At 66.9% G+C, this 14016-nt stretch carries 14 protein-coding genes; 7 read left to right on the top strand and 7 right to left on the bottom strand.

All coding sequences use genetic code 11. From position 1 onward, the window contains the following. Positions 1-38 precede the first annotated feature (38 nt). Entirely contained in the window at positions 39-947 is a 909-nt protein-coding gene (rsmI, locus tag V6Z91_RS07315) for a 16S rRNA (cytidine(1402)-2'-O)-methyltransferase (protein ID WP_338768572.1), read from the bottom strand. A gap of 10 nt (positions 948-957) precedes the next feature. Here rsmI and V6Z91_RS07320 point away from each other — a divergent pair, with 10 nt between their 5' ends. The 6 genes from V6Z91_RS07320 to V6Z91_RS07345 all read left to right on the top strand — a co-directional run bounded on the left by V6Z91_RS07320 (position 958) and on the right by V6Z91_RS07345 (position 7536). Further along, positions 958-2238, top strand: coding sequence for a penicillin-binding protein activator (locus tag V6Z91_RS07320; protein WP_338768574.1), 1281 nt, complete (start codon positions 958-960; stop codon positions 2236-2238). 25 nt (positions 2239-2263) lie between these two features. Beyond that, positions 2264-2620: a YraN family protein gene (locus V6Z91_RS07325; protein WP_338768576.1), complete on the top strand. Its 357-nt coding sequence runs from the start codon at positions 2264-2266 to the stop codon at positions 2618-2620. A 25-nt stretch (positions 2621-2645) separates the two neighbouring features. After that, positions 2646-5651: a triple tyrosine motif-containing protein gene (locus tag V6Z91_RS07330; RefSeq protein ID WP_338768578.1), complete on the top strand. Its 3006-nt coding sequence runs from the start codon at positions 2646-2648 to the stop codon at positions 5649-5651. A gap of 108 nt (positions 5652-5759) precedes the next feature. Then, a complete protein-coding gene (locus V6Z91_RS07335; protein WP_338768580.1) occupies positions 5760-6356 on the top strand; it encodes a phosphoheptose isomerase in 597 nt (198 codons plus the stop codon). Next, positions 6349-7008, top strand: a complete 660-nt coding sequence (locus V6Z91_RS07340; RefSeq protein ID WP_338768582.1) for a BON domain-containing protein — start codon at positions 6349-6351, stop codon at positions 7006-7008. The genes V6Z91_RS07335 and V6Z91_RS07340 overlap by 8 nt, the downstream gene beginning before the upstream one ends. Before the next feature lie 15 nt (positions 7009-7023). Beyond that, a complete protein-coding gene (locus V6Z91_RS07345; protein ID WP_338768584.1) occupies positions 7024-7536 on the top strand; it encodes a TlpA disulfide reductase family protein in 513 nt (170 codons plus the stop codon). A 40-nt stretch (positions 7537-7576) separates the two neighbouring features. Here V6Z91_RS07345 and V6Z91_RS07350 read toward each other — a convergent pair whose 3' ends face one another. Further along, positions 7577-7966 (bottom strand): RidA family protein, encoded by a 390-nt coding sequence (locus V6Z91_RS07350; RefSeq protein WP_338768587.1) that lies wholly within the window; start codon positions 7964-7966, stop codon positions 7577-7579. Positions 7967-8081: 115 nt separating this feature from the next. Between V6Z91_RS07350 and V6Z91_RS07355 the strand changes: the two genes are divergently transcribed. Beyond that, a complete protein-coding gene (locus tag V6Z91_RS07355; RefSeq protein ID WP_338768590.1) occupies positions 8082-8969 on the top strand; it encodes a LysR substrate-binding domain-containing protein in 888 nt (295 codons plus the stop codon). 10 nt (positions 8970-8979) lie between these two features. On the opposite strand, the gene V6Z91_RS07360 is transcribed toward V6Z91_RS07355, so the two are convergent. The 5 genes from V6Z91_RS07360 to V6Z91_RS07380 form a co-directional block, all read right to left on the bottom strand. Continuing rightward, positions 8980-9579 (bottom strand): LysE family translocator, encoded by a 600-nt coding sequence (locus tag V6Z91_RS07360; RefSeq protein WP_338768593.1) that lies wholly within the window; start codon positions 9577-9579, stop codon positions 8980-8982. A 234-nt stretch (positions 9580-9813) separates the two neighbouring features. After that, a complete protein-coding gene (locus V6Z91_RS07365; protein WP_338768596.1) occupies positions 9814-10236 on the bottom strand; it encodes a PaaI family thioesterase in 423 nt (140 codons plus the stop codon). A gap of 68 nt (positions 10237-10304) precedes the next feature. Next, positions 10305-11228 carry an ABC transporter permease gene (locus V6Z91_RS07370; protein ID WP_338768599.1) on the bottom strand — a complete coding sequence of 308 codons (924 nt, stop codon included), beginning with the start codon at positions 11226-11228 and terminating at the stop codon, positions 10305-10307. After that, positions 11225-12316, bottom strand: coding sequence for an ABC transporter permease (locus V6Z91_RS07375; RefSeq protein ID WP_338768602.1), 1092 nt, complete (start codon positions 12314-12316; stop codon positions 11225-11227). The genes V6Z91_RS07370 and V6Z91_RS07375 overlap by 4 nt, the downstream gene beginning before the upstream one ends. After that, a complete protein-coding gene (locus V6Z91_RS07380) occupies positions 12303-13895 on the bottom strand; it encodes an ABC transporter ATP-binding protein (protein WP_338768604.1) in 1593 nt (530 codons plus the stop codon). Before V6Z91_RS07380 ends, V6Z91_RS07375 begins: the two co-directional genes overlap by 14 nt. Between the last annotated feature and the right edge of the window lie 121 nt (positions 13896-14016).

Here is a 14016-nt window from a genome sequence, read left to right on the forward strand (position 1 = left end):
GAAAATGGGGTCTGTCCCCATTTTTGAGGAAAGTTTTCCTAGCCTTCACCTTTCAATGCCAGCGCCCGGTCGTACAGGGCGTTTTTCTTTTGCCCGGTGATCTGCGCGGCCAGGCTGGCGGCCTGTTTCAGCGGCAGCTCGGCCAGCAGGATCTTCAGGATGCGCTCGGCCTCCGCCTCCTGGGCATCGGTTTGCGCGGGTGCGCCTTCGACCAGCACGACGAACTCACCCTTCTCCCGGTGCGCGTCGCCGGCCAGCCAGGCCGCAGCTTCGGCCAGTGGGCAGCGGTGGATTTCCTCGAACAGCTTGGTGAGCTCGCGGGCAAACACGACCTGGCGCGTGGGCTCGAATGCGGCCACGAGCGATTGCGTGAATTCGGCGATGCGATGCGGCGCCTCGTAGAACACCAGCGTTGCGGCCACGTTGCGCAGGCTGGCGAGCACGGTCTCGCGCTGCTTCGGCTTCGCCGGCAGGAAGCCCACGAAATGGAACTGGTCGTTCACGAGCCCACTGGCGGACAGCGCCGTGATAGCGGCCGACGCGCCGGGCAGCGGCACCACGCGCAAGCCCGCGGCGCGAACCGCGTCGACGATCTTCGCGCCCGGGTCGGACACTGCGGGCGTGCCCGCGTCGGACACCAGGGCGATGCGCTCTCCCCCCTGCAGGCGCCGCACGATCGCCTCGCCCGCTTCCCTTTCGTTATGCATGTGCGCGGCCAGCAGGGGCTTGCTGATGCCGAAGCGCTGCATCAGGTGGGCAGTGTTGCGCGTGTCCTCGCAAGCGATCGCGTCGACCAGTCCGAGAACGTGCAGCGCCCGCAGGCCGATGTCGGTAACATTGCCGATGGGGGTGGCCACTACATACAATGTTGCCGTAGGATATGTCTGAAGCGCGGTCTCGCCGAGCACCGGCAGGGCGGCGATCGGGCTGGATTCGTGAACTGTCATTGGGGGTAGGATGCTCGCTGAAAAGATCAAAACACTGCTGTTGTGCGTGGTGGCCGCGCTTTCCGTGTCCGCTTGCAGCACGCCGTGCGGCAGCCCGGGGGCATTGTGCGCGCCAATCGAAACCGTGACAAGCCCGCCGCCGCGCGTGACGGCGCCGCCCGAGCGGCCGCCCGCGCCGCCGCCGGAAGAAGCGGCACAGGTGGAAACCTTCGCGGTCGCCATGCCCGGCGCCGCGCCCGAGGAACAGGCCGCCGCCGCGGTGCCCGGCCAGCCGGTGCGCGTGGGCCTCATGCTGCCGCTGCGCTCCGAAGCGCTGGGCCGCGCCGCCGACGCGGTGCGCGCCGGCTTCATGGCGGCGTGGGAACGCGAAGGCGCCGGCTTCGAAGTGACCGTCGTCGAGACGGGCGATGCGGCAAGCGATGTCCTCTCCACCTACCAGAACGCCCAGGCGCAGCACGACATTATCGTGGGCCCGCTGGCCCGCTCCGCCGTTACCGCCGTCGCCGGCAGCCCGCTGGTGAACAAGCCCACCATCGCGCTGAACCATCCGGAGGGCCGCGAAGGCACCGTGCTGCCGCCGAAGATGCTGTCGATCGGCCTGTCGATCGAGGAAGAGGCGCGGCAGGTGGCCGACTGGGCGGCGCGCGAGCACCCCGGCGCGAACGTGATCATCGTCTCCGGCAGCACCGCATGGCAGCGCCGCATCGCCACCGCATTCGCCGATCATGCGCCGAAAGTGGGCATGGCCACCAAGACGCTCGAACTCACCGCGCTGAACGGCTACCTGAGCGATCCGGAACTGGTGGCGCTGCGCGCCCGCCTCGTCGAGCAGCCGGTGGACCTGCTGTTCGCCGCGCTCGACGCCGACCAGGCCCGCCAGCTGCGCGTGGCCCTCTCCGCCCCGCCGCTGGGCGAGATTCCGCTGTACGGCACCTCGTCGCTGAACCCCGGCCGCGTGTCGCTGTACCAGGGCCCCGAGCTCGACGGCGTGAAGCTGCTCGACCTGCCCTGGCAGATCCAGCGCGACAGCCCCATGGTGGCGAGCTACCCGCAACCGGTACCGCGCGACGAGGAGCGCCTCACCGCCGACATGGAGCGCCTGTATGCGCTCGGCATCGACGCCTTCCGCGTGGCGCGCGAAATCGCGTTGCGCCCCGGCCAGCCGATCTCGCTCGATGGCGTGACGGGCAAGCTCTCGATCGACTTTGGCAGCGGCCCGGCGCGCGTGAAGCGCCTGGAACCTGCCGCCGTCTACCGCAACGGCGTGCCCGTGCCCCTCGCCACGCCCTGAGTTCCACGCCTGAGGTCCATACCCCATGGCCCGCACCGACAAACAGGAAAACGGCCAGCTGGGCGAGGATGCCGCCCTCGAGCACCTGCGGCGCCACGGCCTCGCGCTGGTGGAGCGCAACTTCCGCTGCAAGGGCGGGGAACTCGACCTGATCATGCGCGACGGCGCCAACCTCGTGTTCGTGGAGGTGCGCCGGCGCCGCAGCCGCGCCTTCGGCGGTGCCGCCGCCAGCATCACGCCCGCCAAGCAGCGCCGCATGAAGATCGCCGCGCAGGTCTACCTGCTGCGTTTTCCCAGGCTGCCGCCCTGCCGCTTCGACGTGGTGGCGATCGATGGCGACGAGATCGAGTGGCTGAAGAACGTGATGGTGGACGACCGGTGACAGTCCGGCGGGCGGATGCTTTACCATGACCGGTTTCCGGCCTGCCCCTCCGTTCCACCTGATGATCCTGCGCGCGTTCAAGACCCTGCCGCTGTTGCTGCTGCTCCTGCTGCTGCTGATTATCGGGCATCCGTCTTCCTCCGCCGCGCCGGGTCCCCTGCTTTCCGATTACACGCACACCGCGTGGAGGGAGGTCGATGGCGCCCCCGGCGGCGTCACCAAGTTTGCGCAGGGGCCCGACGGATGGCTGTGGATCGCCACGCCGAACGGCCTGTACCGGTTCGACGGCGTGCGTTTCGAGCGCATGGACAAGGTCTACGGACACCGGCTCGAGTCCAGCAACATCATGGGCCTGACCGCCACGCCGGACGGCGCGGTCTGGGTCGGCTACCGCGTCGGCGGCGTGTCGGTATTCAGGAAGGATGGCACGCGCACCTACACGGAGAACGGGGGCCTGCAACCCGTCGGCGTGATGCATATCGAGCCGGCACCGGACGGTGCGATGTGGGTGGCGATGCGCGATGGCGTGGCAGTACACGCACCGGGCAGTGACCGGTTCCGCTACCTTGGCGCGGAGGAGGGCCTGCCGGCGCTGGGCGTGTTCCAGATCCTGTTCGCGCGCGATGGCACGACGTGGATCGGGACGAACTCGGGCGCCTACTTCCGCCGGTCCGGCGAGCGCCGCTTCACCCACGCATGGCCGCGCAAGACCCTCGTTTCGCTATGCGAGGCGCCGGACGGCACGATATGGGGCAACGATTTCGAGGGCGGCTACCACAGGGTGCGCACGGCGGCACCGCCCGCCGGGTACCCGGGCAGCCCCGAGCTCGCAGGCGTGAGCATGCGCTTCGACCGCCAGGGCACGATGTGGATGTTGCATGCGAACAGCGTGGAGCGCAAGGTGACGCCGGATGGCCGCGCCATGCCGGACCAGCTACTGTCCACGGCGAACGGCATCAGCGGCCCCATGCTGGGCGCATCGTTCCAGGACCGCGAAGGCAATCTGTGGTTCGGCACGTCGCGCGGTATCGATCGGCTGCGGCCGAATCGCCTGCGCACCACGCCTTTCCCCCGGCAGCTCGAGTTTCCGGCGCTCGTGGCCGGACCGGAAGGCGATATGTGGGTGGGCGACTATGCGCGCGACCTGTGGCGGTATGGACCCGATGGGCCCATCGCCCGCGAAGTGCCGGGCAAGCTGACAGCCAGCTACACGGCACCGGACGGCGTGGTATGGCTGGGCGGCATGGAAGGCGTGGTGCGGCGCGATCGGGACGGCACGGTGACCACGATCGGCTTTCCGGACGAAGTGAAGGGGCTGCGCGTGCACGCCCTCCAGCAGGACGGCGATGGCGCGCTGTGGGCATCGTTTTCGGCGGGCAAAGGCGTCTACAGGTTAGTCGACGGCGCCTGGAGCAAATCGGGCGGGCGGCAAGGCATTCCAGACCTGTTGACCACGACCATGGCACGCGATGCCGAAGGAAACCTCTGGATGGGGCATCTGCGCAGTCTCGTCACGATCGTCGGCGCGGCGAACGTGCGCGGGATCGGACCGGACCAGGGCCTGCGGCTGGGCACCATCCTTGCGCTTCATGCCGATGGCAAGTCGATGTGGCTGGGTGGAGAAGAGGGCGTGGCGCTGTACCGGAATGGCCGTATCACCGCCCTGCACGGCGCGCGCGACGAACGCTTCCGCGGTATATCCGGCATCGTCCGCCTGCCCGGCGGCGAGCTGTGGCTCCACGGCGCCGACGGCCTGTACCGCATTGCCGCGCCCGCGATGGACCGTTGGCTGAAGGCCCCATCCACGGCCGTGCCATTCGAGCGTTTCGATGCGCAGGATGGCATGCAGGGCCATGCGCCGCAATTGCGCCCGGTACCGTCGCTGCGCCGGTCGAGCGACGGCCTGTTGTGGTACGCGACCGCGGGATCGGTGGGCACCATCGACCCGGCCAATATCCTGCGCAACCCGCTGCCACCGCCGGTCGAAATCGTGGACGCAGTCTCCGAGGGCGTGCGTTACGCCATCCGCGACGGAGTCCTGAACCTGCCGCAGGGAACGCGCAACCTGCAGCTCGACTTCACCGCGCTCTCGCTGTCGATTCCCGAGCGGGTGCGCCTGCGCTACCGGCTCGTGGGCCTCGATCCCGCGTGGCAGGAGGGGGCCGGGCGCCGCCAGGCGCATTACACGAACCTGGCGCCGGGCAGATACCGCTTCGAGGTGATCGCCTCGAACGAGGACGGTCTGTGGAACACGAATAGCGCGGTGCTCGACATCGACATTCCCCCGACTTTCCTGCAAAGCATGTGGTTCAAGCTCCTGCTGGTGGCCAGCGGCGCCCTGCTGCTGTACGCCGCCTATGCCTTGCGCCTGCGATACGTAACGCGCCGCATGCGCGAGCGCTGGGATGCGCGCCTGACGGAACGGACCCGCATCGCCCGCGCCCTGCACGACACGCTACTGCAAAGCATCCAGTCGCTGCTGCTGTCGTTCCACGCCCAGAGCTTGCACCTGAAGGAAGGTACACCGGAGCGTGCGCGCCTGGACCATACGCTCGACCTGGCCGAGCAGCTGCTGGTGGAAGGCCGCGACCAGATCATGGCGCTGCGTGCCTCCTCCGCGCCCGAGGTGCTGGAATTGACCCTCGGCCAGTTCGGCAAGGGGCTGGCGGCGCACCGGCCGCACGCGTTCGACATGCAGGTGCTCGGCAAGCCGCGGCCGCTGCGCCCCGACGTGCACGAGGAAATCTATGCCATCGCCCGCGAGGCGCTGTTCAACGCCTCGCATTACGCGGAAGCGACGCGCATCGCCCTGGAACTGGAATACGGCGCCGGCGCATTCGTTGCCCGGATCCGCGACGATGGCCGTGGCCTGGACGAGGCCGTGGCGACGGCCGGCCACCGCCCCGGCCACTATGGGCTGGTGGGGATGCGCGAGCGCGCCAATTGCATCGGCGGCACGCTCGAAATCGACAGCAAGCCGGGCGCCGGTGCGCGGATCACGGTCACCGTTCCCGCCAAAAAGGCCTACTGAGCCAGGTAGGGACATCGACAGATGTCCTTTTGTTAAGCCGCTTTTGTAAGCATTATTAACAGGTGTTGCCGGTCGTGGCGGTCCACAGCACTATATAATTTGAAGACTATGACCAATCAACGCATCCTTTCGCACTTCCACGAAAGTGCAGAAACCAAGATCCAGTCCGCCACCGTGCTCGCCCAACCGCTGGCGCAGGCGATCGACCTGATGTTCTCAGCCCTTTCCAACGGCAACAAGATTCTCGCCTGCGGCAACGGCGGCTCGGCAGCCGACTCCCAGCATTTTGCTGCGGAACTGGTCGGCCGTTTCGAGCGCGAGCGCGTGCCGCTGGCCGCGCTGGCACTGACCACCGATACGTCGCTGCTCACGGCGGTGGCCAACGACTACAGCTACCGTGAAATCTTCAGCAAGCAGGTACAGGCGTTCGGCCAGGCCGGCGATATCCTGCTGGCGATTTCCACGTCCGGCAACTCGGCCAACGTGATGGCGGCGATCGAGGCGGCACTGGAGCGCGAGATGCGCGTGGTGGCGCTGACCGGCAAGGGCGGCGGCGCGATCGGCAAGATGCTGACCGATGCCGATGTCCATATCTGCGTGCCGGCCGAGCGCACGGCCCGCATCCAGGAAGTCCACCTCACTTGCATCCATTGCATCTGCGACGGCATCGACGTCGCCCTGTTCGGAGGAGATGTGCATGAGTAGTCGTTACCCGGCCTTGCTGAGCCGTCTGCAGCGTCCCGTCGCGATCGCCCTGCTGGGCGGCGCGTTGATGAGCAGCCTGTCGGGCTGCGTCGGCCTGGTGGTCGGCGGTGCCGTCGCCGGCACGATGGCCGCGTCCGACCGGCGCACCTTCGGCGCGCAGACGGAAGACAAGGCGATCGCCGTCAAGGCCGACGTGCGGCTGCGCAACATCCTTGACGATACCGGCCATGTGAACGTGAATGCGTTCAACCGCAAGGTGCTGATCACCGGCGAGGTGCCCAACCAGGCGAAGAAGGAAGCCGTCGAGCGCGAAGTGAAGGCGATCGAGGGCGTGCAGTCGGTCGTCAACGAGCTGGCCATCTCCGGCCCGACCAGCTACACCTCCCGCTCCAACGACACGCTGATCACCACGAAAGTGAAGGCCAGCCTGGTGGATGCAAAGGATATTTCGGCCAACTCCTTCAAGGTCGTGACCGAGCGCGGCGAAGTCTACCTGATGGGCCGCGTAACGCAGTTCGAAGCCAACCGCGCGACCGAGATCGCGCGCGGCGTGAGCGGCGTGACGAAGGTGGTGCGCGTGTTCGAGTACATCTCGGAAGAGGAGTACAAGCAGTTCCAGAACACGCCGGCTCCGGCGCAGGCGTCGAACTGACCGTCCGGCGGCATCATGACTACCTCTTCCAAAGCCTGGATCAAGCCGGCGATCGCGGCCGCCGTGATCGCCGGCCTGGGCTTTGCCGCCTACTCTTCGCTGAACAGCGCGCCCGCCGCGCCGCAGGTCACGTTCACCGGCATCAAGGGCGAGCGCATCACGCCGGCCGACCTGCGCGGCAAGGTGGTGATGGTCAATTTCTGGGCCACCTCGTGCGCCACCTGCGTGGCCGAGATGCCGGAAATGGTCGACACGTACAACAAGTTCAAGGGCCAGGGCCTGGAATTCATCGCCGTGGCGATGAAATACGACCCGCCCAACTACGTGGTCAATTTCACCGAAACGCGGCGCCTGCCGTTCAAGGTGGCGCTCGACATCACCGGCGAAGCCGCCAAGGCCTACGGCGACGTGTCGCTCACGCCCACCACCTTCGTGATCGACAAGGATGGCAAGATCATCAAGCGCTATGTAGGCAAGCCGGAATTCGCGGCGCTGCACGAGCTGCTGGCGAAGGCGCTGAAGGGGTGACGAAAAAGACGCTGCGGCGTCTTTTTTGTTTTTCAGGCCGTCAACTCTTCGTCCGCACCGCGGCGATCGCCTCGATCTCGATCATCGCCGCCGGGTCGTACAGCGCCCTGACTTCGGCGATCGTATCGGCCGGGTAGGGCGCGCTGAAGAACTCCCGCCGCAGTTCGACCACGTCCTGGAAGTGCCCCATGTCGGTCACGAAGATCGTGACCTTGATGACGTCCTTCAGGCTGGAGCCGCCCGCCTCCAGGACCCGGCGCAGGTTCGCGAACGCCTGCTCGCCTTGCGCGCGGAAGCCGCCTGCCACGATCTTTCCATCGTCGCCGGCACCGGCCTGGCCGGATACGAACAGCAGGTTGCCGAATCGGATCGCCTGCGACAGCAGATAAGGTTCGTAGTTGTCGGGCTGGGTAATGACGCGTTCTAGCATGATAAAGTCCTCTCGATATTGGTGGGTGCCGGCACGGAGAAGATACGAGCGCCGGGCAGCCGTGACAAACTCGAAATCGTCAGGCGTCAGATGAACAGGACTCACCTATAAACCCATGCGCCGGCTTCCCCCTCTCTCCGCACTGCGCGCTTTCGAAGCGGCGGCACGGCATGGCAGCTTCAAGGAAGCGGCCAGCGAGCTGTCGGTCACGCCAACCGCCGTCAGCCACCAGGTGCGCGCCCTCGAGGAATACACTGGCTTGCCGCTCTTCGAGCGGCAGGTGCGCAAGGTCGTGCTGACCGACGCCGGCAAGTCGCTATATCCGGTGCTGCGCGATGGGTTCAATACGTTCGAGCTGGCATTGCAGCGCCTTGCCCGGGCGCCGGCGCGGCAGCGCGTCACCATCTCGACCACCAGCGCCTTCATGGCTTACTGGCTGGCGCCGCGGGCGGCGGGCTTCGGCGCCCTGCACCCGGAGATCGACCTGGAATTTCATGCATCCGACCAAACCGTCGAGCTGGGCAATGGCGGTGCCGACCTGGCGATACGTTATGGGCGTGGGCGGTATCCCGGCATGGTGGCCGAGCCGCTGTTCACGGATCGCTTCGCGCCGGTTGCCGCGCCTGAGCTGGGCGTGGCCACGCCTGCCGACCTGGAACGGATGCCGTTGGTCGACTTCAAGTGGGAACGGCAGCATCCGCTCAACCCAACCTGGGAAAACTGGTTTACCGCCGCCGGGCTGGCATGGCAATCGGCGCTCCGGCAGCTGCGTTTTTCGGACGAAGCCCATGCGATCGGCGCCGTGCTGGCCGGGCAGGGCGTAGGCTTGCTGAGCCTCGACCTCGTGGCGGCCGAGATCGCGGCAGGGCGGCTCGTCCAACCGTTCGGGCCGGCGCTTCCCGGCCATACCTATCACCTCGTGCGCAGTGCCGGGCATGCGCCGGCGCCGCATGTGGAGGCGGCGCTCGGCTGGCTGCGCACCGAGGCCGGGACTGTCCGTTGATACCGGTGAACTACATCCACATCGCCAGTGCCGAATACACCGTCAACGCCACCATCGTCCAGCAGAACACCTTGCGCCACAGCGGCTGCGACAGGTAGCGCCGCAGCAGGGCACCCGCCCCGGTCCACACCGAGATGCAGGGCAGGTTCACCGCGCAGAAGATCAGGCAGAACAGCAAGATCGCCAGCGGCACCGGCATGCCCTGCGGCAGGAAGGCCGAGCTGCCGGTGATCGCCATCACCCACGCTTTCGGATTGGCGAACTGGAAGACGGCCGCCGCGAAGAAGCCCATGGGCCGGCGGACCTGTTCGGCCGGGCCATCGAAGCGCATGTCGCGCAGTTGCCAGGCGAGGTAGAGCAGGTAGCCGGAGCCCGCCACCCTGAGCGCGAACTGCGCCGCCGGCACCGCCATCACGAGGGCGCCGATGCCGGCCGCGCAGATGGCCAACAGCACGCCGAAGCCGATCGTAATGCCCAGCATGTGCGGGATCGAGCGGCGAAAGCCGAACCAGATGCCCGAAGAGGTGAGCATGATGTTGTTCGGCCCGGGCGTGATCGAGGACACGAAGGCGAACATCATCAATGGCAGGAAGGGGATCAGGGTGTTCATGGCTTCGCTCCGCGGGTGACGAATCCATGCTAATCGAAGCGACTGGTACAGTACCGATACAGTGGCCACGAAACTTCCTGTCCTAGTGCAGGCAATCGTACCAGTACACTTTCCTACCGTCGATCCTGCTCCTCGCGCTCCTTGCGCCTCTTGTGCTGGTACCACTCGCGCAGGATGGGCGATATCGCCGCCACGATCCCTGCCGCGATGATGGCTAATCCCGCGTACAGCATTTTATTTTGGGTACAACACCATCTGCGTGCAGCGGAACAGGGCGATGGTCTTGCCGGTCGCCTTGTTGCTCACGGTGGCATCCCACACCTGCGTGGTCTTGCCCATGTGGACCGCCCGGGCGGTCACCGCGATGGTGCCTTCGCGCGCCGTGCCCAGGTGGTTCGACTTCAGCTCGATGGTGGTGAAGTTCTCGGCGCCCTCGGGCAGGTTGACGAAGCAGCCGTAGCCGCAGGCCGTGTCGGCCAGCGTGACGACCGTGCCGGCATGCAGGAAGCCGTTCGGCGCAAGGTGGTGCTTCTGGATTTCAATCTCCGCCGACAGCTCGCCTTCCGCCGCTTGCGTGAAGCGGATGTTCATGTGGTCCGGCAGCGTGCCGTTGGCGCGGCTGTTGAAGCGTTCGAGTTTTTGCTGGATCTCGTCCATGGTGTCTCCCCGGTTTGAATCGTTGCATGATAAACCAGGGGAGGCGCCGCGCCGGCCGAGCGTGACTTCTAATCGGCCTTGAAGTTCTGCCCCAGCGACATCGGCTTGTTCAGCAAGATCGTCTTGGGATCGCGGCAGATGATCACCAGGATCGCGATCGTGGCGAGATACGGCAGCATCGACAGGAACTGCGACGGCACGGCCAGACCCAGTCCCTGGCCGTGAAACTGCAGCACGGTCACGCCGCCGAACAGGTAGGCGCCCAGCACGAGATTACGCGGCTTCCAGGTGGCGAATACGACCTGCGCCAGCGCGATCCAGCCGCGGCCGGCCACCATGCCCTCGACCCACATGGGGGTGAGCGCCAGCGACATGTAGGCGCCGCCCACGCCGGCCATGGCGCCGCCGAACAGCACGGCGGCATAGCGCAGCTTGACGACCGGCATGCCGATCGCATGGGCGCTGTGCGGCGCCTCGCCCACGGCGCGGATCTGCAGGCCGATGCGCGTGCGCGCCAGTATCCAGCCGACGAGCACCACCAGCAGCAGGGACAGGTAGACGACCGCGTCGAAGCGGAACAGCAACGGCCCGATGAAGGGAATGTCCGACAAGCCGGGGAATGACAGCGGCGCGATCGGCGCGACCGTCTGGCCCACGAGATCGCGGCCGAGGAAGGCGGAAAGCCCGATGCCGAACAGCGTCAGTGCCAGGCCGGTGGCCACCTGGTTCGTCTGCAAGGTGAGCACGAGGAAGGCGAAGACCAGCGACATCGCCATGCCGGCCGCCAGCGCGGCCAGCATGCCGATCGCCGGCGACCCTGTATGCAGCGTGGTCATGAAACCCGTCACGGCGCCGACCAGCATGATGCCTTCGAGGCCCAAGTTCAGCACGCCTGAGCGTTCCGCCACCAGTTCGCCGGACGAAGCCAGCACCAGTGGCGTGGCGGCACCCGCGGTGCTGGCCAGGAATGCGATCACGTATTCGGCATTCATGCGGTGATCTCCTTCCTGGCGTGCGGCAGGGCGCGCACGCGCGGCTTGAAGCGGTAATGGATGAACAGGTCGGCCGCCAGCAGGTAGAACAGCAGCAGGCCCTGGAACAGGCCGGTGATGGCCGATGGCAGTTGCAGCTCGATCTGCGCGGCTTCGCCGCCGATGTACAGCAGCGACATCAGCAGCGCCGCGAGCAGCACGCCCACCGGATGCAGGCGGCCCACGTACGCGACGATGATCGCCGCGAAGCCGTAGCCGGGCGACACGGAAGGCTGCAGCTGGCCGAGCGGTCCCGCCACTTCGCCGACACCCGCCAGCCCCGCCATCGCGCCGCTGACGAGAAAGGCCAGCCACACGTTCTTCGGCGCCGAAAAGCCCGCATACAGCGCGGCGGCCGGCGAGATGCCGCTGACCTGCATGCGGTACCCGGCGAACGTATGCTTGCAGAAGAACCAGGCGCCGACGACGCCGACCAGCGAGAGCAGAAACGCGGCGTTCACGCGCAAGCCTTCGACCAGCAGCGGCAGCGTGGCCGCCTCGCCGAACATCTTCGATTGTGGGAAGTTGTAGCCGTCCGGATCGCGCAGCGGGCCGTGCACGAGGTAGCTGAGCAGCAGGTAGGACACGTACACCAGCATCAGGCTCACCAGGATCTCGCTGGTGTTGAAGCGCGTGCGCAGCAGGGCGGGGATCGCCGCCCACGCCATGCCGCCCAGCGCCCCGGCAGCGAGCATCAGCGGCAGCACCCAGGGCGCCTCGACGCCATCGAAATACAGGGCCACGCAGCCAGCGGCGATGGCGCCCATCGTCAGCTGGCCATCGGCGCCGATATTGTGCACGTCGGCCCGGAAGCCGATCGCCAGGCCCACTCCGCACAGGATCAGGGGCGTGGCCTTCAGCAGCAGTTCGCCGATGCCGTACAGCGTGGTGGCCGGCTTGATGAAGTAGACGTAGAACGCGTGCAGCGGTTCCTGGCCCAGGAACAGGAACAGGATCGAGCCGGTGACGAGCATGGCCAGCGCGGCGAGGAGCGGCGACGCGAGCATCATCGCGCGCGAGGGTGCGGAGCGGGCTTCAAGCCGGGACATGGTCGCTTCCTTCCTTGGACAGTGGTTCGCTGGCTGTGGAAAAGTCGCCACTCATCCACACTCCGATCTGGTTGATGGTGGCTTCCTTCACCGGCACGGCGCGCGACAGCCGGCCCTTCGCCAGCACGGCGATGCGGTCGCACATCATGAACAATTCGTCGAGCTCCTCGGAAATCACGAGCACGGCCACGCCCTGGTCGCGCAGATCGATGATCGCCTGGCGGATCAGCATCGCCGCGCCGATGTCGACGCCCCAGGTGGGCTGGGCCAGCACCATCACGTTCGGCGCGAGCGCGATCTCGCGGCCGACGATGAATTTCTGGAGATTGCCGCCGGAAAGGCTGGAGGCGGCCGAACCGGGCCCGCCGCATTTCACCTTGAAGCGCTCGATCACGCGCCCGGCGAATTCGCGGATCGCGCCGTGCCGGATGAGACCATGCGCGAGCATGCCGGCGGCATCGGCCAGGTATCCCGTCAGCAGCGCGTTATCGGTCAGCGACATGCCCGGCACGGCACCGCGGCCGAGCCGCTCTTCCGGCACGAAGCCCAGGCCGAGGCGGCGGCGCGCGGCGGCGTTCATGCGGCCCACGTCCTGGCCGAACAGGCGGATACCCTGCGCGTGGCGCAATGGCACCTCGCCGGAGATGGCCTTCATCAATTCCTGCTGGCCGTTGCCGGAAACGCCGGCCAGCCCGACGATCTCGCCGGCGTGGATGTCCAGCGTGATGTTCCGCAGGTCGATGCCGAAAGGCTCGGGGCTGGGCAGCGACAGCTTGTCCAGCGCCAGCCGCACCTCGCCGGGTTCGCGCGGCGCCAGCGTGCACGTGGGCAGGTCGCCGCCGATCATCAGTTCGGCCAGTTCATGGGCCGTCTGGGTCTTCGGTGTGGCGGTGCCGGATACACGGCCGGCGCGCAGCACCGTGGCCTTGTCGCACAGGGCCTGGATCTCGTCGAGCTTGTGGCTGATGTAGAGGATGCTCACGCCTTCCGCGGCGAGCTGGCGCAGCGACACGAACAGCTTCTGCACCGCGTCCGGCGTGAGGACGGACGTGGGTTCATCCATGATCAACAGGCGCGGCGACTGCAGCAGGCAGCGCACGATCTCCACGCGCTGGCGCTCGCCGACGGACATGCTGTGCACGCGCCGATCCGGATCGAGCGGAAGGCCGTAGCGTGCCGATACTTCGCGAATGCGCGGGGCGAGTCTGGCGGGCGTGATCTTCTCGTCCAGCGCCAGCGCGATGTTCTCGGCCACCGTGAGGGTCTCGAACAGCGCGAAGTGCTGGAACACCATGCCGATGCCCAGGCGACGCGCGGCGGCCGGGGAGGGAATGGTCACCTGCCTGCCTTCCCACAGCATCTCGCCGGCGTCCGGGTGCGTGACGCCGTAGATCATCTTCATCAAGGTGCTCTTGCCGGCGCCGTTCTCGCCCAGCACGGCGTGGATTTCGCCCGGCATCACGGTGAGGTCCACGCTGTCGTTGGCGACCACGGAGGGGTAGATCTTGGAAATCCCGAGCAGCCGCAGCCTCGGTTCGGTTTTCTGCCGCCCGTCCGGCGGGGCCTGTGGTTCGGTCATGTACGGCTCCTTCATGGGTAACCGCAAGGCTTCTGCAAGGAACATGCCACCGTTTTCGCCGCGATGGGAACAACGGATGCGTCGATTTGTATACAAACTGCACCATGACATGTGCACTATC

Origin of the sequence: Massilia sp. METH4, assembly GCF_037094685.1 — a bacterium.
Lineage (GTDB): Bacteria > Pseudomonadota > Gammaproteobacteria > Burkholderiales > Burkholderiaceae_D > Rugamonas.

What these genes read in the sequence shown, in the direction of transcription:
- V6Z91_RS07350 (WP_338768587.1), bottom strand. Translation starts at nt 7,966, where the DNA reads ATGCTAGAACGCGTCATTACCCAGCCCGACAACTACGAACCTTATCTG.
- rsmI (WP_338768572.1), bottom strand. Translation starts at nt 947, where the DNA reads ATGACAGTTCACGAATCCAGCCCGATCGCCGCCCTGCCGGTGCTCGGC.
- V6Z91_RS07370 (WP_338768599.1), bottom strand. Translation starts at nt 11,228, where the DNA reads ATGAATGCCGAATACGTGATCGCATTCCTGGCCAGCACCGCGGGTGCC.
- V6Z91_RS07325 (WP_338768576.1), top strand. Translation starts at nt 2,264, where the DNA reads ATGGCCCGCACCGACAAACAGGAAAACGGCCAGCTGGGCGAGGATGCC.
- V6Z91_RS07330 (WP_338768578.1), top strand. Translation starts at nt 2,646, where the DNA reads ATGACCGGTTTCCGGCCTGCCCCTCCGTTCCACCTGATGATCCTGCGC.
- V6Z91_RS07340 (WP_338768582.1), top strand. Translation starts at nt 6,349, where the DNA reads ATGAGTAGTCGTTACCCGGCCTTGCTGAGCCGTCTGCAGCGTCCCGTC.
- V6Z91_RS07320 (WP_338768574.1), top strand. Translation starts at nt 958, where the DNA reads ATGCTCGCTGAAAAGATCAAAACACTGCTGTTGTGCGTGGTGGCCGCG.
- V6Z91_RS07335 (WP_338768580.1), top strand. Translation starts at nt 5,760, where the DNA reads ATGACCAATCAACGCATCCTTTCGCACTTCCACGAAAGTGCAGAAACC.
- V6Z91_RS07380 (WP_338768604.1), bottom strand. Translation starts at nt 13,895, where the DNA reads ATGACCGAACCACAGGCCCCGCCGGACGGGCGGCAGAAAACCGAACCG.
- V6Z91_RS07345 (WP_338768584.1), top strand. Translation starts at nt 7,024, where the DNA reads ATGACTACCTCTTCCAAAGCCTGGATCAAGCCGGCGATCGCGGCCGCC.
- V6Z91_RS07355 (WP_338768590.1), top strand. Translation starts at nt 8,082, where the DNA reads ATGCGCCGGCTTCCCCCTCTCTCCGCACTGCGCGCTTTCGAAGCGGCG.
- V6Z91_RS07365 (WP_338768596.1), bottom strand. Translation starts at nt 10,236, where the DNA reads ATGGACGAGATCCAGCAAAAACTCGAACGCTTCAACAGCCGCGCCAAC.
- V6Z91_RS07360 (WP_338768593.1), bottom strand. Translation starts at nt 9,579, where the DNA reads ATGAACACCCTGATCCCCTTCCTGCCATTGATGATGTTCGCCTTCGTG.
- V6Z91_RS07375 (WP_338768602.1), bottom strand. Translation starts at nt 12,316, where the DNA reads ATGTCCCGGCTTGAAGCCCGCTCCGCACCCTCGCGCGCGATGATGCTC.